Below are 19,852 nucleotides of genomic sequence, written 5' to 3'. Positions count from 1 at the left end.
GTTCTGTCTGCCTTAATATCAATTATCTTCCGACAGTGAGTGGATAAAAAATGGAATATGAGATGAAAGATAAATTTAAAATAATTTTGTTGGTCATCTTTTTGACCGGTTGTAAGACATACGAGAACCGGCAGGAAGACAGAAACGTGGATGAGCTGTATCTGAATACCACTCCCGGAAAGGAAATGATATTGGATGTCGATATGTGTACGGATGTGGATGATGTATGTGCGGTAAGGATTGCAACGGCACTTGATGATGATGGGACTATCGATTTAAAGGGTGTCGCATATTCAATAGTCGGAAAGAATAATCTGGAAGCATTGAGAGGTTTCCTGTTATATGAAAATAAACCGGATGTATTGATCGGAAAAAGTATGGCAAACAATCCGGATGAATCCCCTTATTGGGATTTGATGGCAGCATATAACGATGGTAATGTAAATGCGTATGAAGCTGTAAAAATGTATAGAAAGATATTGTCAGAAAGTAATACGCCTGTGGATATTGTCACTACCGGGTATACGACAAATATAGAAGCCCTGTTGAAAAGCCAACCGGATGAATATTCTGATTTGTCGGGGCTTGAGTTAGTAAAACAAAAATGCGGACAGTTGTATATCGTCGGTGGAACTTATCCCGAAGGGCGTTGTAATAATTTTTTCTTTACTAAGGAAGCCCGATTGGCTATTGATTATGTGAGTAAGACCTGGCCTTATCCGATACTATTTTTTACAAATGAAGTGGGGGGAATGCTCAGGTGCGGTGGTCAATTACAGGCTGTGGATATAGATAAGAGGGATATTGTAACTCGTTCATTGGTCGCGTTCGGGACTCAAAACGGTCGTCATGCTTGGGATCCTTTTGGGGTATGGTGTGCCGGATATGCTTGCGGAAAAATCAACCGGTTAGGTTTCAAACGTGTAAATATAGCCATAGATACTGAAACGGGACGTAATACATTTACAGATGCCGCCGATGGAAAACATTTCGTGATATATCGGTTATGCGATGATGATAATTATTATAATATTATGATGGATCATTTATTAATAAAAAAAGCTAAACTTTAATTGTTAACACATCAAGGATTGAATTTAGTAATAACGTAACTTAATAAAAATAGTAGTATGAAAAACGTAAAAAAATGGTTGATACTAAGTATTTGTGTATTGGCCACAACTTCATTATTTGGCCAACAGGCAGTCGACTGGGCCAATTTCGAACGGTATGCAGAACAGAACAAGACTGTAAAAACACCTTCGAAAGTCGTGTTTATAGGAAATTCGATTACCGAAGGTTGGTGGTATGCCGATTCGTTGTTCTTTAAGAAGAATGAGTTTATAGCTAGAGGAATCAGCGGACAGGTCACATCTCAAATGTTAGTTCGCTTCCGTAAAGATGTGATCGATCTTAAACCTAAAGCGGTAGTAATCCTTGCCGGAGCTAACGACATTGCGGAGAATAACGGTTATATCTCTTTGGAGAATATCAAGGGAAATATTGTCTCTATGATTGAATTGGCGAAACTTCATAAGATAGATGTGATTCTGTGTTCTGTTTTGCCAGCTTATGACTTTAGTTGGCATAAGGGACTGGAGCCGGCGGAAAAAATTATCGAGCTGAATAAAATGCTTAAAGCATATGCAGACCGTAATAGAATTACCTATGTAGATTATCACTCTAAAATGGCAGACGAACGGAATGGATTACCTGAAAAGTATTCCGGAGATGGGGTACATCCTAATGCGGAAGGATATAAGGTCATGGAAAATATACTTCTGCCAGTGTTAAAACGGTACTAGCGTTGATTCTTTGATCAAAAAAACAGTTTTTTTTATCCATAACTACTAAAATGAAAGATGGAGGATGTGACTATTTTGGCACATCCTCATTTATCTGTTTAGTCAAACTCCGTATATAATATCTCTTCGGCATGTTCAACCTGCGATACATGCCCTGTTTTGCTTTGGGGATCCAACAAAGTCCAATGATTGACCACATAAAGTGACACATTTTCTCCGATCAGTTTCTTCAGGCAATCTTCGGTCAGACCTTTTTCTAAACCCCTGTTGATGTATAAATGCCTATCTACGTCTTCCAGACGTAAATAAATGTCTTTCGTTTTAGGGTCACTCTTGACTTTTGCCAGTTTTCCTTGCAGTAAAGAACATTCATCCATTTGAGGGTTACTAATGGGTCTAAAAGTTAACGCACATAAAATAAGAAACAGGCCTGGCAGAGAGAATAATAAAATCATGGTTTTCTTTTTCATACGGTGAGCTTTTAAAGTGTTACTATGATTAATAACGGGCTACAATGTCTTTTCGTATGTTTTTATCTTTATCTTTGCCATAATAACTAATAAACTTATATGGAACGCTTTGCCGCAATAGATTTTGAGACCGCCAATGGGAAACGCAGTAGTGTATGCAGTGTCGGGATTGTCATTATGGAAGATAATCATGTGATCGATCAGGTGTATAGCCTGATCCGCCCGTATCCTAACTATTATACTCAGTGGACAACGGCTGTTCACGGACTGACACCGGAAGATACGAATGAGCACCTGACTTTGAAGAAGTCTGGGCGAAAATTGCGCCGAAGGTTGCCGATTTGCCACTGGTTGCCCATAACAGCCCATTTGATGAAGGATGCCTGAAAGCTGCACATATGGCCTACGAACTGGCCTATCCCAAATATCAGTTCTATTGTACCTGCCGACTGTCACGAAAAATGTATCCTTTTCTGGTGAACCATCAGCTACATACTGTGGCTGCCTATTGTGGATATGACCTGAGGAATCACCATCATGCAATGGCGGATGCCTATGCCTGTGCACATATCGCTATTACAATGATGCGGGAAAAAGGTGTAAATACTTTACAGGAATTATTATAAAGGTTTTTCGGATACACCTAGGTCTAATTCGATTTAGAGGTAGGTGTAAATGAATTTAGAGGTACGTCTAAATCAAAATAGACGTACCTCTTTTTTATTTTTCATTGGGAAGACTTTCAATGAATAATGTGATGTCTCCTGAAAAACTATTCGGTTATGTCGGGCGAAGTCTGTTGTTTTCCGGCAATCTTATCTACTACAATCGCAATGGCACCGTCTCCGGTTACATTGCAGGCTGTTCCGAAACTATCCATTGCTATGTAAAGTGCGATCATCAGTGCCTGCAATGTCTCATTGAAACCGAGCATACTTTGCAGCAATCCCAATGCTGCCATGATCGCTCCTCCCGGAACTCCCGGTGCGGCTACCATCGTTATACCCAGCATCATGATGAATCCTGCCATTCCGGCGAGTGTGACCGGTTCTCCGGCCATGTACATGATCGCCATGGCGCAGGCCGTGATCTTCATCGTACTTCCGGAAAGATGGATGGTCGCGCAGAGAGGTACGACAAAAATAGCGATTGCCTCGCGGACACCGTTCTTTACCGTCTGGGCAAGTGTCACGGGAATAGTGGCGGCTGACGATTGAGTCCCTAATGCGGTGGCATAAGCCGGCAGCATATTCTTTAACAGCCGGAACGGATTCCTGCCGCTGATACTTCCGGCTACCGTAAACTGGATGAGCAAAAGCAACACGTGGAGCACGAATATCACAATGATCACTTTCAGGAACATCGTTATGATACTCATTACCTGGCCGCTGACTGTCATATTCAGGAAAATACCGAAAATATGCAGGGGAAGCAACGGGATGATTACCGCTTCGATCAATATGGTGATAATTTTCTGGAAGTCATTAAATGCCTCCCGTAGTGTATTACCGCTGATATAGGACAGTCCCAGACCGATTGTGAATGATAGGAGCAGGGCTGTCATTACATCCATCAGAGGCGGCATGGCTACCGTAAAGTAGGGCGTCAGCATGAAATCTTCCGGGTTATCCATGGCTGTCAACTCCGCATTGGCCGGCAGGATATGAGGAAGATCGCCGAGCTGCTGAAAAAGGTAAAGAAGCCTGAAAATATAGTCGAGCCGTAAGCTATCAAAGCCGTAATGGCCAGTAGTTTTCCGGCACCTTTCCCTAAATCGCCGATGGCGGGCGTTACCAGCCCCAGGATGATAAGGGGGATGGAGAACGACAGGAAGTTGCCGAACAACGAATTGAAGGTCACAAAGATACGTGCGATACCATTCGGTAGAAACTGGCCGAATAATACACCGGCAGCAATGGCAATGACTACTTTAGTCAGTAGCGATACTTTCAGCTTTTTCATTTATCCGTTTGATTTTAAACCCGATGGCAGCAACTGTGATGCTCATTAACGGGCTGATTAGATTAAAGAAACAATAAGGTAAATATGTGAATGTGGCGACACCCAGGATGGTTGCCTGTGTCATACCACAAGTATTCCAGGGGATAAGAACAGAGGTGACAGTCACCGCATCTTCCGTCGTGCGGCTTAACAAACGGCTCTCATATCCTTTTTTCTGGTAAATATCCTTGAACATGTTACCGGTCAGGATGATGGAGATATATTGGTCGGCAGTGCAGATATTAAGAAACAGGCCGGAGGCAACCGTTGAAGCAACCAGTCCGACAGTCCGTTTCATAAAACGGATAAATACGGAAGTAATGCTTCCCAACATTCCGCTGGCCGTCATGGCGCCACCAAAACACATGGCGCAGATAATCAGCCAGATCGTATTCATCATACCGCTCATGCCGCGTGTGGAAACCAGGTCATTCAAATCCGGATTCCCCGTCTGGACCTGGGTACTGCCGTAGAAAGTCATGATCAACCCTTTGAACTGTGATTGCATATCCTGAACCGGCAGGCCGGATATTTCCTGTAACAGGTGGGGTTGGAAAAATAAGGCGAATATGCCGGCCAATGTAGCAGAAATGAACAGGGTGATGATGGACGGTATACGTTTGGCGATCAGAATCCCTGTTATGACGGGTACGATCAGCAGCCATAATGAAATATGGAAAGTCTCTCTCAGCGAGGCAGAATACATGGCGATCTGGTCGGTCGCAGTCGCTTCATGCGCGAAACCGGCTACGGTAAAGATTGTCAGTGTAATGATCATGGACGGCACTGTCGTGATCATCATATATTTGATATGCTTGAACAAAGGGGTATCCGTTACCGAAGAGGCGAGGACCGTCGTATCCGAGAGCGGAGATATCTTGTCCCCGAAATAGGCACCGGAGATAATCGCCCCTGCAATCCATCCGTCTTCAAATCCCTGTGCCTGCCCGATTCCCAGCAGGGCGATCCCGATGGTTGCGATTGTTGTCCAGGAACTGCCGGTCATAACGGATACGATCGCACAAATGATACAGGTTGATGCCAGAAAGAAACTGGGATGAATGATCTGCATCCCGTAGTAGATCAGTGTCGGGACGACTCCGCTAATCATCCAGCTGCCGGATAAAGCACCGATGATCAACAGAATAATCAGCGCGGTAGCCACACCGGAGATATTATTGACCATCGCCAGTTCGATCGCTTTCCAGCGAACTTTGCTGTATCCCATGGCAATCAAGCAGCAAACTGCTGTTGCCGTAAGTAACACCACCTGACTTCCTCCGCTTAGCGCATCACTGCCAAAAGTATGAATTGTAACAAACAGAAGGGCCACCAAAACGAGTATGGGAACCAGTGAAAGTAAGGGAGAGGGTATCCTTTTGGGAGTATGATCCATTATTATATATATGCTTATGAATTATTTGCCTGCAAAAATACGGAAAATAATGTATATATTGATATCTTGGATTTCATTATCCCAATGACAGATCATCCAAATAAATAAAATTGACAAAATCCCGAATGCAGTTAAGCATTTTTTCGTTTAAAACGAGCTTTATCCCCGTTTAAAACGAATTAAATCTTGTTTTAAATGGATCTTGCCTCGTTTTATACAAGTTTTTGCGGGATATTCGTTTTTCTTATAAAAAAAGTAGTGCTTCATATACCCTTCTTCCTTTTTTCTGCGCCTTTATTAAATGAGTGAGGAACTCATATACTTTTAATTGGAATAAATGGATCAAATAGACAATTACATACAATCATTCCTGAATGGCACTTTAGATGCTGAAGGTCATGCCGCTTTACGGCAATGGATCAAAGAAGCTCCGGAGAACAGAACTTATTTCCATGATACGGTTGCTGTCTGGAAAGCAGGCGGTATTGTATCTAATGCGGATGATTTTAATGTAGAAAAAGCTATTAGCAAATTTAAAAAGGAAAATAAATCATCTAACCGGACAAACTTCTATAAGTATGCATTCAGAGTTTCTGCTGTGGCGATTGTCTTTTTGCTCTGCGGTGTTTCTTCTCTATTCTTTTTATGGCAATCGGAGAAAACGGCAGTGGAAGCGGTTGAGGAATATAAAGAATATGTAGTAGAGGTTCCTGCTGGGGCAAAATCTAAAGTTACATTCCCGGATGGCTCTGTTGTTTGGTTAAATGCCGGAAGTAAAGTTAAATATGATTCGAATTTTGCGAAGGAATCAAGAAATGTGGCATTATCGGGGGAAGGATATTTTGAAGTAAGCAAGAATGAAGAATTACCTTTTGTTGTGAATACCGGTAATTTGTCAGTTAAGGTGCTTGGTACAAAATTTAATCTAAAATCCTATGAAGAAGACTCAGAGGTGAAAGTAACCCTCAAGGAAGGAGCGGTAAGGGTCGGAGATTTTCTGGCCGATGCCGCCCCGGTCGTACTGGAACCGAACCAACGGTTCACATTAAGGAAAGCAGACCTGGCAATGCAAGTCGATTCGGTGGATGCCAGCCATATAGAGAATTGGCGGAACGGAGCGATGACATTTGATAAAGTGCCGTTGGAAGAAATAGCTAAAGAACTGCAGCGCCTATATGATATACCTGTCCGGATAGAGAAAGAATCTTTGAAGAGAATAGTTTACTATTCGGATTTTCAAGAGAACGTAACCGTCGAAAAAGTTTTGGAAATATTATCCTCTGGAAATAAATTCAAATATGAGGTAAAGCCGGAACTTATTAGAATTTATAAATAACATTAAGTCTAATCTTTAAAATGAATGTGAATGAAGTAAAAGTAAATCTAACAAAAGGGGTAATAACCGTAGATACCCCATTTCTTAAGTAATTAAAAGTTAAATCTTAAACAAGTGAAGTATGAAAAAAACATTTAGAAAATCTGTTCAGGACTTATTGGCTACAAGAGCAGGACGTCTGGCCAATCTTGCCGGTGTATTTCTTGTTGCCGGAACGCTTACATTAAGTGCAAGCACGTATGCGACTGAACATATGCTTTCCTTAAATCTTAAAAATGCAACGATCCGCGAGGCTATTGAATCCATCAAGAGCCAAAGTGAATTTTCATTCAGTCTGGATGTGAAAGACCTGAATCTGGATGAAAAAGTATCTGTTTTCCTGAACAACAAATCGATCAATGAAGTATTGGCTGTGTTGTTTAACGGACGGAATGTGCGGTATGAAATCAACGATCGTCATATTGTGATTACTCGTGCCGGAAAAGTTGGACCGGAGTCAGTGATGCAACAGACTAAACGGATCACTGGTCGTGTTTTGGATGCAAACAATGAACCTGTTATCGGGGCAAACGTAGTTGTGGATGGAACGACAATCGGTACGGTTACAGATGTGGACGGAAACTTTACATTGGATGTTCCTGACGGAGCTACATTGAAGATCTCCTATATAGGTTATATAGAACAAACTATTCCGGTTGGAAATAAGTCGGTTATCTCTGTTATCTTGAAAGAAGATTCACAGGCTTTGGATGAAGTCGTTGTAGTAGGTTTCGGTACGCAGAAGAAATTGAATCTGACAGGTGCGGTAACGGCTGTAACCGGTGAAGAAATGACGAAACGTCCGGTTACGAATGCGGCAACCATGTTACAAGGACAAGTTCCGGGTTTGCGTGTTAACCAGGGGTTGGGTGCACCGGGTGCTGAAGCAACCACTTTCCGTGTGCGTGGCCAGGGTACTTTCTCGAATGCCGGTTCCGATCCGCTGGTATTGGTAAATGGTGTTCCGGGCAGTATTTCTAACCTGGATCCGAGCATGATTGAGAGTGTTTCGGTATTGAAGGATGCTGCTTCTGCTGCTATCTATGGTGCGCGTGCTGCCAATGGTGTGATCCTTGTCACAACGAAACAAGGGGCAGAAGGGGATGGCAAAGCGCATATTGCTTATCATGGCAATGTAGCTATTTATAATCCGACCCGTATGTATGATTTGGTGACTAATTCTGCCGAATATATGGAATTGTATAATCTAGCCAAGAAGAATTCCGGTGCCGGAGAACGTTATACCCAGGAACAGATCAATGCTTACCGGAATGGAGGTGGTAGCGCACAATATCCTAATTTTGATTGGTTGGATTATATGTTTGATCCGGCTGTTGTTCAAAACCATAATTTGTCGATCGCTGGCAATGCAGGAAAGACTACATATAATGTGGCTTTGAATTTCGTAGACCAGCCGGGTACGTTGAAAGGCTTCGATTATCAAAAGTATAATGCAACGGTCGATTTGACTTCACAAATTACGGATTTTATCAAGATTGGAACGTATACCAATTTGATGTATGGTGATCGTGATGAACCTCGTCAGGGACAAAGTGACGTGTTGTTGTCAACCTTGTCACAGGCCCCGACTTACATGCCGTGGTTGCCTGACGATGGTTCAGGGATGACCCGTTGGACAGGTTCTGCTTATTCGCACGAATCTCACAATAAAAATATGCCGGCTATCATTGGCACGGGTACGAATAAGAATTATCAGGATTTCGATGTGAATGCTCAATTGTGGTTGGATATCAATTTGGCTAAAGGGTTGACTTGGTACACGAAAGGTGCTGTTCGCTTACAATCTAACAAATGGAAGGAATGGGGAGGATCTGATGTCCCTGTTTATGATTATCATACAGGTGAACAAACCGGTTATCTGGATAGAGGAGCAAACGGTTTGACGGTAGAAGACCAGCGTCGTTTTTATACGAATTTGTATACCTATTTGAAGTATGATTTTACAACTCCGAACCAGTATCATAACTTTAATATTATGGTAGGTTATAGCCAAGAGTCTGAAAAGTATGAAACGGTACGGGCATTTCGGAAAGAGTATGCGTTCGATTTACCGGTAATCAATGCTGGTTCTAATGCAAATTGGTCGAATTCGGGTACGTTGGAAGAATGGGCTATTCAGTCTGTTTATGCCCGTCTGAACTATAATTTTAAAGAACGTTATTTGTTTGAAGCAAATATGCGTTATGACGGTACGTCTCGTATCTCTTCAGAAAATCGCTGGGGTATCTTCCCGTCATTCTCTGCCGGTTGGCGTATTACCGAAGAAGATTTTATAAAAGATTTGAATCTGAATTGGTTGAATAATGCCAAGATTCGTGCTTCTTGGGGACAGTTGGGTAACCAAAACATTGGTTTGTATCCTTATCAGGCAATGATTGCCGGTGTTTCTAACTATCCGTTTGATAAGAAAACAGAAACAGTGGGTTATCAGCAGAAAGCGTATGCAAACCGTGATATCAAATGGGAAACGACTACAATTACCGACGTTGGCGTTGATTTGCAGGTTTTCAATGGATTGAATGTGACATTTGACTGGTATAAGAAAGTGACTTCAGACATTTTGCGCTCTTCCCAAGTATCAGGTATTTTAGGTTTGGATGCTCCGACTGTCAATAATGGGGAAGTGGAAAACAAGGGCTTTGAAATTGCTTTCAATTATAACAACATGATTACGGATGGTGTCTTCAAAGGTTTGCAATATAATGCCGGTGTTTATTTTGACCGTTCAAGAAACAAATTGACTAAGTTTGGTGCGGAAGAAATCAGCGGTTATAATTTGAGAAGAGAAGGACTTCCTTATAATGAATATTATATGTTGGAGTGTATCGGTATTTTTGCGACGGAAGATGAAGTGAAAAATTCACCGAAACAGTTTAATGATAATACGTTGCCAGGTGACCTGAAATATAAGGACCAGAATAATGATGGTGTGATTGACAACAATGACCGTGTGCCTATTTCCGGACGTTTCCCCGGATTTGAATATTCTGTAAATGCTGGTGCTAGCTGGAAAGGTTTTGACTTGTCTTTGCAAGGACAAGGTGTTTCGGGTAAGAAATGGTATACAAATGAGTGGGGAATTTATCCATTCCGCCAAGGTTCTGCTCCGACACGTGAATATGTAGAAGGCATGTGGACGGAAGAAAATCCGTATAATGCTAAGCATCCGCGTCTGTATTTTGATAATTTGGGCGGAAATAAGAATACCAGATCAAACACTTATATGCTACAGAATGCTTCTTATTTCCGTTTGAAGAATTTGACGTTCGGTTATACTTTGCCTAAATCAGTTACGGATAAAGTAAAGATGTCGAGAGTCCGGGTTTATTTCTCAGGAGATAACTTATTGACATTTACAAAATTTTATGGTTTGGATCCAGAACGTGAAGGAGATGGACGTGCTGCTGTTTATCCGCAGAATAGAATTTGTTCATTTGGATTGAATGTTGAATTTTAAAAGTAGAATGCAATGAAAAAAATAGTAAATATTATATTGGCTTCAGCTTTGTTGGTGGGTTCTACGACTTCTTGTAGTGATTTTTTACAGAAAGATCCTCCTACATCACCTTCACAGTCTATTTTCTGGCAGAAAAAGAGTGATTTCCAATCTGCATTGGCTGGTAGTTTTTCTATGGTATATGAATGGCCGGGAGTTATGTCGCAGATCGTGGCTTGTTTTGATAACCTGACTGACAACTCCATTTGCCAGCATGATGAGGATACCTACGGTAAGACTAAGACGATTGCTTTAGGTGATTTGGATCCGAATACTTCCGGGTATGTCACTTATATGTATAATCATTGCTATCGAGGCATTGCTCGTGTCCATTTGTTAATGGAAAACCTGGATGCTTATCAAGGAACTGATATGTCTGCTGACGAGAGATCTTTTATGCTTGCGCAAGCGAAAGCATTGAGAGGCTATTTTTATTCTTGGTTGTACCAGTGTTATCGGGAAGTGCCTTTGGTTACAGAGTCTTTGACAATGGATAACATGTATCAGCCAAAAGCTTCACGTGCTGATATTTATGCTCAGATAATGAAAGATTTCGATGATGCCATCGCCGCTTTGCCGGACAAACCTTATTCTGATGCTCAAATGTCCGGATATTTCTCTCCGGGTGCTTTGAAAGCATTTAAGGCTCGTTTGATGTTGGCCGAAGCCTACGATGATAAAGGAAATGCAGATCCTTCTAAAATGGGGGAAATTGTGTCTTTGCTGGAATCAATCAAGGGGTATGATTTGGCAGATCGGATGCGTGATAACTTTATATCTTCCATGCAACTGGCTTCTCCTGAGATTATGTTCTCCGTTCGTTACTTGGCTCCTAATACAACCCATAGTATGGACTTGTATTATGCAGCATGGACTACTTGCGGTGTGACTCGTGATTTGGTAGATGCATTCGAGTGTACAGATGGTCAGAAATGGGGTGAATCTCCGTTGACTGTCCCGGTCAATGAATCTTTACTGGCTACTGGAGAATTGGGAGATGCCAATAAAGCAGAAAGGGCTAAATTGTTCCAAAATCGCGATCGCCGTTTGTATGAAACGGTTTGTCATAGTGGCGAAGCTGATTTCTCGATGGACGGACAAGAAGGAGGTCCGGTGACAATTACCAATCAGATGCAAACCGGATTTGGTATGACGAAGTTGATTCAGCCGACCAAAGAAATGCCGGGTTATTCGACAATTTCTGATGCGGATGTTATCATTCTACGTTATGCCGAAGTTTTGATGATGATTGCTGAAGCAGAAAACGAAGTAAACGGACCGACGCAGAAAGTGTATGATGCGGTTAATCAGATCCGCGTTCGTTCCGGACAACCGGAGTTGCCTGCCGGTCTGACAAAAGATCAGATGCGTGAACGTATCCGTAATGAATGGCGTGTAGAATTTGTATTTGAAGGTCAGCGTTATTTCCAGTTGAAACGTTGGAAATTAATGGAAAAATTAGTAAATGGTGCAGCCGATCCGGCATTGCCTACTTACATCAAGGTGTTTAAACCTGCATTCTATTATTTCCCGTTACCACAAACGGAAATCGACAAAGCCGGTGGTGTTTTGGTTCAGGATCCGAATTATATTTAATAATATAATTTTTTGAAAAGGAATGCCAGGGAGATTTTAAGTTGATTTTTCTGGCATTTTCTTTGAAAATTAGAGCTTTAGTCGTTAAAAAGAAGTGACTAAAAAAACGTTCCTTTTAATTAGTCACTGTTGTTTTTAGGGGAGCTGTTATTTTTTCAGGCTTAAAAGAGGTTCTATCTTTCACATTTTTAGTACTTTTAGTGGCGATATCTATTTGAATGGGTAAGACTGAAAAAAAGGAATGTTTTTTCTAGTCATTATTATTTGGTCAATAGCATTGTATTTTGTTGAACCTGCTGAACTATAAATAGATACCTGTTGGTGAGGAAACGAATTTAATCTGAAGAAATGACTGTTGGTGATGAGATTTTAGACTTGAAGAAGGGAAATCATAAAACTTTTGAGCTTTTATTCAAAAAGTACTATGTTTTTCTTTGTTATGAGGCGCGTTCTTACATCACGGAAAAATATATAATAGAGGAGGTTGTCGGTGATGTATTCCGCTGGTTATGGGAAAACAGAGAAACATTGGTTATTACCTCTTCTGTCAGGGCTTATTTAATCAGGGCAGTTCATAATGCGTGCTTGTCATACCTTAGGCGAAATCAACCTGAATATGTGGAGTTGGATGATACTGTTGTAGAAAGGAGTACGTTGTTTTCTTTGGATGAATCTCCCCTCGATTATGTTCTCTCTAAAGAGCTGATAGAGCGGGTTGGCAAAGCTGTGAAAGAGTTACCTCCCCAGTATAAAAGGGTTTTTGAACTGAGCCGATATAAAAATTTGACCTATGCCGAGATTGCGGAAGAAATGGGTATTTCTATTAATGCTGTAAAACTGTATCAGAAGAAGGCATTGGCACAACTTCGTCTGGTCCTGAAAGAATACCTGCCGACTTCTCTGGATTAGTCTGATTTGAACAGTTTATTGATATATACCTGAAAATATATCTATTTATTGGTTTATAAACTTTTTTATGAACGAAAAGTTACCGAATTTCAAAATATAAACAGATCTTTGTTGCGATAAAAGATGATCGGCTTATCAGTTGTCAGCTTGTTAACGCAACAACAATATAAATACTTATGAAAAAGATTCTTACGCTTATTATTTTGTTAGGATTACTAGGTCCTGACCGATCGTTTGCACAGAACAGTATTAAACTGTATCCCTATCAGATGATCCCATCCCGCCATCCCGATTATCAGCGTCATCATGTGAAATCGCCGGATGCTTCTTTCTTTCATGACAAAATTCAATTTATAGCACTACGTGACCTTTCCGGCGATTATAAACAAAAACTCGATCAGTGGGTGGATAAGGATAAGCTGGGGGATATTTTGTGGGTTTCCTATCCGCTGGTTTTTCAGGATAATCTGAAAGAAGTCGTCGCCGAGATAAAGAAAAGAAACCTGTATCTGTTTGACCTTTGGGGATATATTCCGGGTTCGGGACCTGGCGGATATTGGACGCAGTTCGTTATTCCCGATGGCGTACTCGATCTTTTCGAGAAAGAACTGGGCGACCGTTGGCTGGGTATGGATAACGGTGAACAGGACGGTCGGTATGTCGGTAGTTTTGCTCCGCGAATGTATCCGTTGGGAGCAGACCGCAAACAACAATACTTTAACTTCCAGCGTCATTTCCAGGAAATGGGCGATCAGCTGGGAAATAAAATGGCAACTCTCGTCTCCCTGAACTTCGGACATTATTTCCTGAAAGAAGGTGTTTATACATTGATAGGGGCGGAAACGGCCCAGGGATTGCCTAACTCGCAGATTTATTATTCCTTTATCCGCGGAGCCGGTAAGCAATATGGCGTTAACTGGTTTGGAAATGCTTCCGTATGGAACCGTTGGGGATATAAGACATACGATTCGAATGCTACCGGTATAGATGATGACTATAACAGTGGCGGTCCGCTGAAAGGAACCTCGCTCGGATTGCTGAAACGGTTGATCTATACTCATTTGATGTACGATTGTGTGGCTGTCGGTTTCGAAGGGTCCATGCGGATAGACGACAAGAAGCTGAGTCCCATCGGCAAGATACAGCAGAGTGCGGTTAAATGGGTAGATAAATACGGTGATCCGGGTGTGATGTACACACCGGTTGCTTTGATGACCGATTTCTTTTCCGGCTGGTCTTTCCCGCGTCATCTATATTCCAGGCAGGCTTATAAAGTATGGGGGAATCTGCCGTATGAGTTGCCGGATTATCTGACGGACGGGATGCTCGATATTTTATATCCCGGTTATCAGGATGCTTCCTATTATAAAGATGAAAGAGGGTTTATAGCTCCTAATCCTTATGGCGATATTGCCGATTGTCTGATGAGTGATGCGCCGCAATGGGTTTTGCAACAGTATCCGGTACTGGTCATTGCCGATGAGCTTCGTCCGGGAAAAGAAATCAACGATAAACTGGAAACTTATGTGAATGAAGGCGGGCATCTGATTATCACTGCCGGTTCACTGAAAAACATGCCGGACGGAATTGCCGGTGTCCGTGCCGGAAACAAAACGACCGTGTGCTCAGGTCCGGTGACTTACAAAGGACAGTCGTTAAACGAGCGTGTTCCATATACCTTGTCAGAACTGATTTATCCGGCATCTGCGACAATCCTGCAAAAATCGAACGAACTGCCGGCCGCTATTGAGTTGAATGCCGGAAAAGGAAAGATTACTGTTATCGCATCACCTTACGGTGTTACCGAACAACCGCAATGTGAACTTCCTGTCAAGGTGAAGGAAGAAATGCCGCTGGATAAACCCTACCCGATATTAAACCATGTGAAAGCATTGATGGGAGATATTTTCTCTTCTGTACAACTGTTCGAAACCAACCCGGAACTGAGTCTTGTAACCTGTTCCAGAGGCAATGGCGAATATACCGTTCTGATATCCAACGAGCACTGGACGCCGAAGGATTTTTCCATCCGGACAAAGACCGGAAAAATCGTTTCTATCAAAGAATTACCGACAGACTGTTCAGAAATGAAAGCCGTTGGATATACGCCTAAAGTGGCTGTAAATACCTCTTTCGGTAAAAATACCTCCAATACGATTGCCGGCGGTAATGTGCGCATTTTCCGTGTCCGGTTGAATCATGAAGCGGATATAACCGTTATGCCGGAAAGTACCCCGGTACCGAATGTTACGGGACGTTCGCTTGTTTTACGCAATATCTCGGATGTAAAGGAAGAGATTTTGTCGCGTCCGACTTTCTTCGAACATTATGACCGGGTGGTGATTGACTGGCGTTATCTGAACAATAAGGAAAAAGAAGCGTTGAAGCATGAATCCGGTTGGCTGGGACGCCAGAAATTGAAAATAACGGTGGATTTGACTTCCGGATTGAATCTGTATCCCGATTTGAGGATCGTAAATAATGATCCTCCTTTCTATCAGAAGAGCATGGATATCATGAAGCGTGTTATTGATAAGATGGAAATACTGGGTGCCGATGAATTGCTGATTTCTACCCAGCGGACCATTGAAAATAATTATACGATGGAACAGTTCTATGCTTCTTTGAAAGAATCGTTCCAGGTTTTGTCTGATTATGCTGCGAAAAAGAATATCCGGTTGGTATTGCGACAAGCCGTTTCCCGTACCCCGGATACCATAGAGGGGTTGCAGAAACTGGTAAATGAGGTGAACCGTCCGAACTTTACTCTGGCTCCGGCTTTGTCTCTGTTATTGAACGATGAAGCGAACCTGGACGGTAATCTTTCCCGGTTGAAACAGATGGATATAAAGGATCTTCTTATTTCCGTTCCCGAAAAAGATATTCACAATCAATTATGGAATACGAATGCTCCGGTTTATAAATCCGGGCAGACAGAAACTATACGTAAGATATTATCCCTATTCCCGGATACCCATTATATTATGGATGGCCTGTATAATTCGCAGGATGAAGAATATCTGGACGGAAAAGAATTAGACAAACTTGTTACTAAAAAATAATCGCCTATGTGGAAGAAATTATTAATTACAGGATGTATGGCTTTCTGCCTGTTGGGGGGAAGCGCGTTATCTGCACAACCTAGTTGTGAGACAAAGGAAGAAGTTACGTCCGAACAGCTGAACAGGACGAAGAAAGGCCTGGATGCTATGCTGAAAGAGTTGAAGAACAACTCCTGGTATCAGTCTGAATTGAATAAGGCGGCATCGTTGGCTACACCGTCCGAACAGATGCAGGCTTATAAGAGTCTGGCCGGCCGTTTGATTTCCGTACTGGAAATACAGGCCGAACTGGAATGGATGAAACCGGAAGCTATTCAGGAGGCTTTGGGTATCATGAAAAAGAGTTCGGGTTTTGATGCAAATCTGGCTGAAAAACGTTTCAGTGAATTGAAGTCTCTACTGGCCGGAGGTTTTGCCGGAATCTATACCGGAGATCAACAAGCACTCGACAAGGCTAATAAGGCGTTGGCCCTGAAACGCGAATTGATGCTGATGAGCCCGGATGTGAATGTCGATAAGATGTTGACCGTTAAATTCAATCTTGGAGAACGGGCCAATTTTGTCGGAGCCGGAAGCCTGGGTATCCAGCCGAACAACTGGTCGAATCTTAGCTCCGCCAGCCGTAAGAATTTTAAAGCGGAACTGGTGGAATTGTCTGGCCTGAAAAGCGGAAACCTTCAGGAAAAGACTGTTTATAAACCGGCTGTAGAGGGTTCCTCCGTGACCGACCTGGTGTTGAACTGGGATGGGAAACGCTTGATGTTTACAGCATTGGATACGACACGTAGATGGCAGGTGCACGAAATCAATCTGGAAGGCGGCGAGGCCCGGCAGGTAACCAACATTCCGGAGCCTGACCTGGAGTTCTTTGATGCGACCTATCTGCCCGACGGACGTATGCTGGCGATTTCCAATATCGGTTATCAGGGCGTACCTTGCGTAAACGGTAGTGATGCAGTGGGTAATATGGTTTTATATGATCCCAGTAACGGTGACCTGCGCCGTCTGACATTCGACCAGGATGCGAACTGGCATCCGGTGGTGATGGCAAACGGTAAGGTGATGTATGTCCGTTGGGAATATACGGATTTGACTCACTATTTCTCCCGTATCGTGATGCATATGAATCCGGACGGAACCGAACAGAAATCGTTATATGGTAGCGGTTCCATGTTCCCGAACAGTATCTTCGACGTGCAGCCGCTGCCGAAGCGGACGAACCGTTTTGTCGGTGTTATCTCCGGTCACCATGGGGTAGCCCGTTCCGGCCGTCTGATGATTTTCGATCCGGCAAAGAGCCGTAAGGAAGAGAAAGGTATGATACAGGAATTGCCGTTCCGTGGCCGTCCGATCATTCCAGAGGTAAAAGATGAACTGGTAAACGGTGTGTGGCCGCAATTCATCAAACCGTATCCGCTGACCGACGAGACTTTCCTGGTAACGGCCAAACTGTCTCCGTACAGCCGTTGGGGAATCTACCTGGTGGATATTTACGATAACCTGACATTGGTTGCCAATGCTGACGATGCCGGTATGATCTATTCCGTTCCGGTGAAAAGTACTCCGGTACCTCCGGCAATCCCGGACCGTATCAAACCGAATGAAAAGGAAGCGACTGTCTTTATCCAGGATATTTATGAAGGCGAAGGACTGAGAGGCGTTCCCCGCGGACAGATCAAGTCATTCCGTGTATATGCTTATGAGTATGCTTATCGCAGAACGTTGTCCGACCATTATAATCACGGTATCCAGGCCGGATGGGATATCAAGCGTCTGCTGGGAACCGTTCCGGTAGAAGAGGATGGCTCTGCTATCTTTAAGATTCCGGCCAATACGCCTGTCTCCCTCCAACCGCTCGATGCGGACGGACGTGCCGTACAATGGATGCGTAGCTGGCTGACCGGTATGCCGGGCGAAGTGGTATCCTGTGTGGGCTGCCATGAAGACCAGAACACGATCCCGGTTCCGAAAAGGGTTGCCGCATCTACCCGCAAACCGCATGAATTGAAGATAGCGGATGGTGGTGTCCGTTCTTATACATTTAAATATGAGATACAACCGATTCTCGACCGTGCCTGTGTGGCTTGCCATGACGGAAGCAAAGCCGGACGGCCGAACTTTAAAGACACGACCTCGGTTGGTATAACCGACTGGAGCGGTACGCGTTATTTCCAGAAGAGTTACCTTGCCTTCCATCCGTACGTAAACCGTCAGGGACCGGAAGCGGATATGTATGTGATGACTCCCTACGAATATCATGCTTCTACCAGCGAAATCGTCCGTATGTTGGAACGTGGCCATTATAATGTGAAACTGACTGATAACGAATGGGAGCATCTCACGATGTGGATCGATATGAACGCTCCGGGACGTGGCGAATTTGATGCTGATCCGTTGAATGGATACGAACAGTATAGCCGTCGCCTTGAACTGACCAATAAGTATGCGAATGGTGCCGGTGCCGACTGGCGCAAGGAACTGGCTGATTATGCAAGTTTGCTGAAAAGTAAGGGAGAGATCAAACCCGAATTACCGGAAAAGGTTGCTCCTGTCAAGCATAAAGAGGTAAAGATGAAGGGCTGGCCTTTGTCTGCCGACGATATTCAGAAGATGTTGTCGAAAGAAAAATCGTTACGCAAGGAAATAGAGGTTGCCGATGGCGTGAAGATCGCCTTTGTCCGTGTTCCGGCAGGTAAATTTGTAATGGGTACGAATGACGGTTATCCCGATCAGGCTCCTGAATTTAAGGCAGAAGTGAAGAAAGGTTTCTGGATGTCTGAAAAGGAACTGACCAATGAGCAGTATAATGCACTGGTTCCCGACCATGACAGCCGTATCTACGCACAGTTCTGGAAAGACCATACGACTCCCGGTTATCCGGCAAATAAACCGAATCAACCGGTCATTCGTGTAAGTTATGAGGAAGCGGTGAATTATTGCCGGATGCTTTCAGAAAAGACCGGCCTGAACGTGCAGCTTCCTACCGAAGTCCAGTGGGAATGGGCTTGCCGTGGTGGTAGCGACCAGCCTTTCTGGTATGGTGCCATGGATGCAAACTTCGGGCCGTATGAGAACCTGGCCGATGTACAGTTGGAAAAGATGGCCGTTACAGGTATCGATCCCCAACCGATGGAGAAGGATAATCCCTGGTTCCCGTATTATAACTATATGCCGAGGTTGAAACGGTCAACGACGGTCTGATGATTCCGACGGAAGAATATACCTATAAGGCAAATCCGTTCGGCCTGATCAACATGCACGGAAACTTACAGGAATGGACCCGTTCGATCTATGCTCCGTATCCTTATAATGACAAGTCACAGGAAACGTTGGAAGCAAAACAGGTGGTTGCCCGTGGCGGTTCCTGGGTAGACCGTCCGAAAGATGCAACGGCAACAGCCCGCCGTGCTTATCTGCCCTGGCAGAAAGTGAATAATGTAGGGCTTCGCCTGGTCATTGAGGATTGAAAATAAAACATAGCTCTTTTATAAACCAAATAAGGAACTTCTGCAAATGAAAGTTCCTTATTTGGTTTTTTAATATTATTTTCACGGTTTGGAATCTTCTACAATAAAAATAGTTCCTATGTTTAAAATCGGAAAAGACGGATAGCACGAGATAGCACTACAAAAGCTATACCATTTTAGTTAACTTTGTATTGTATCAAATTCATTATTAACTAATAACGATATAGCTTATGAAAACAGTACGAAGTAACGAA

9 protein-coding genes and 3 pseudogenes are annotated in these 19,852 nt (G+C 43.2%); 9 read left to right on the top strand and 3 right to left on the bottom strand.

The genetic code is table 11. From position 1 onward, the window contains the following. Positions 1-62 precede the first annotated feature (62 nt). Both DXA15_RS10510 and DXA15_RS10505 read left to right on the top strand, forming a co-directional pair. Positions 63-1,073 carry a hypothetical protein gene (locus tag DXA15_RS10510; protein ID WP_010801427.1) on the top strand — a complete coding sequence of 337 codons (1,011 nt, stop codon included), beginning with the start codon at positions 63-65 and terminating at the stop codon, positions 1,071-1,073. Between the two features lie 57 nt (positions 1,074-1,130). After that, positions 1,131-1,805 carry an SGNH/GDSL hydrolase family protein gene (locus tag DXA15_RS10505; RefSeq protein ID WP_007655849.1) on the top strand — a complete coding sequence of 225 codons (675 nt, stop codon included), beginning with the start codon at positions 1,131-1,133 and terminating at the stop codon, positions 1,803-1,805. 98 nt (positions 1,806-1,903) lie between these two features. On the opposite strand, the gene DXA15_RS10500 is transcribed toward DXA15_RS10505, so the two are convergent. After that, complete coding sequence (locus DXA15_RS10500; RefSeq protein ID WP_007655847.1) at positions 1,904-2,275, bottom strand: hypothetical protein; 372 nt, start codon at positions 2,273-2,275, stop codon at positions 1,904-1,906. A gap of 99 nt (positions 2,276-2,374) precedes the next feature. Between DXA15_RS10500 and DXA15_RS10495 the strand changes: the two are divergent. Continuing rightward, a pseudogene (locus tag DXA15_RS10495) lies at positions 2,375-2,901 on the top strand (3'-5' exonuclease). A 146-nt stretch (positions 2,902-3,047) separates the two neighbouring features. On the opposite strand, the pseudogene DXA15_RS10490 reads toward DXA15_RS10495, so the two are convergent. Together DXA15_RS10490 and nhaC are read right to left on the bottom strand one after the other, a co-directional pair. Next, a pseudogene (locus DXA15_RS10490) lies at positions 3,048-4,237 on the bottom strand (dicarboxylate/amino acid:cation symporter). Next, the gene (nhaC, locus tag DXA15_RS10485; protein ID WP_128133990.1) at positions 4,206-5,672 is read right to left on the bottom strand and encodes a Na+/H+ antiporter NhaC; all 1,467 of its coding nucleotides are present in this window, start codon (positions 5,670-5,672) and stop codon (positions 4,206-4,208) included. Before nhaC ends, DXA15_RS10490 begins: the two are co-directional and overlap by 32 nt. Positions 5,673-6,009: 337 nt before the next feature. On the opposite strand from nhaC, the gene DXA15_RS10480 reads away from it, so the two are divergent. The 6 genes and pseudogenes from DXA15_RS10480 to DXA15_RS10455 all read left to right on the top strand — a co-directional run bounded on the left by DXA15_RS10480 (position 6,010) and on the right by DXA15_RS10455 (position 19,598). Further along, positions 6,010-7,008 (top strand): FecR family protein, encoded by a 999-nt coding sequence (locus DXA15_RS10480; protein WP_128133989.1) that lies wholly within the window; start codon positions 6,010-6,012, stop codon positions 7,006-7,008. 121 nt (positions 7,009-7,129) lie between these two features. Further along, positions 7,130-10,525 carry a TonB-dependent receptor gene (locus DXA15_RS10475; protein WP_128133988.1) on the top strand — a complete coding sequence of 1,132 codons (3,396 nt, stop codon included), beginning with the start codon at positions 7,130-7,132 and terminating at the stop codon, positions 10,523-10,525. Between the two features lie 12 nt (positions 10,526-10,537). Beyond that, positions 10,538-12,160, top strand: a complete 1,623-nt coding sequence (locus tag DXA15_RS10470; protein ID WP_128133987.1) for a RagB/SusD family nutrient uptake outer membrane protein — start codon at positions 10,538-10,540, stop codon at positions 12,158-12,160. A gap of 348 nt (positions 12,161-12,508) precedes the next feature. Then, positions 12,509-13,069, top strand: a complete 561-nt coding sequence (locus DXA15_RS10465; protein ID WP_128133986.1) for an RNA polymerase sigma-70 factor — start codon at positions 12,509-12,511, stop codon at positions 13,067-13,069. A 176-nt stretch (positions 13,070-13,245) separates the two neighbouring features. Further along, positions 13,246-16,131, top strand: a complete 2,886-nt coding sequence (locus tag DXA15_RS10460) for a TIM barrel protein (RefSeq protein WP_128133985.1) — start codon at positions 13,246-13,248, stop codon at positions 16,129-16,131. Between the two features lie 6 nt (positions 16,132-16,137). Continuing rightward, a pseudogene (locus DXA15_RS10455) lies at positions 16,138-19,598 on the top strand (SUMF1/EgtB/PvdO family nonheme iron enzyme). The last annotated feature ends 254 nt before the right edge of the window (positions 19,599-19,852 follow it).

Origin of the sequence: Parabacteroides sp. AM58-2XD (assembly GCF_003463685.1) — a bacterium.
In the GTDB taxonomy this organism is placed as follows: Bacteria; Bacteroidota; Bacteroidia; order Bacteroidales; family Tannerellaceae; genus Parabacteroides; species Parabacteroides segnis.
Note: the sequence above shows the minus strand (reverse complement) of the source record. Positions and strands in the feature narration are given on the sequence as shown.

Coding starts and splice junctions, on each gene's coding strand:
- DXA15_RS10510 (WP_010801427.1), top strand. CDS start 63: ATGAAAGATAAATTTAAAATAATTTTGTTGGTCATCTTTTTGACCGGT.
- DXA15_RS10505 (WP_007655849.1), top strand. CDS start 1,131: ATGAAAAACGTAAAAAAATGGTTGATACTAAGTATTTGTGTATTGGCC.
- DXA15_RS10500 (WP_007655847.1), bottom strand. CDS start 2,275: ATGAAAAAGAAAACCATGATTTTATTATTCTCTCTGCCAGGCCTGTTT.
- nhaC (WP_128133990.1), bottom strand. CDS start 5,672: ATGGATCATACTCCCAAAAGGATACCCTCTCCCTTACTTTCACTGGTT.
- DXA15_RS10480 (WP_128133989.1), top strand. CDS start 6,010: ATGGATCAAATAGACAATTACATACAATCATTCCTGAATGGCACTTTA.
- DXA15_RS10475 (WP_128133988.1), top strand. CDS start 7,130: ATGAAAAAAACATTTAGAAAATCTGTTCAGGACTTATTGGCTACAAGA.
- DXA15_RS10470 (WP_128133987.1), top strand. CDS start 10,538: ATGAAAAAAATAGTAAATATTATATTGGCTTCAGCTTTGTTGGTGGGT.
- DXA15_RS10465 (WP_128133986.1), top strand. CDS start 12,509: ATGACTGTTGGTGATGAGATTTTAGACTTGAAGAAGGGAAATCATAAA.
- DXA15_RS10460 (WP_128133985.1), top strand. CDS start 13,246: ATGAAAAAGATTCTTACGCTTATTATTTTGTTAGGATTACTAGGTCCT.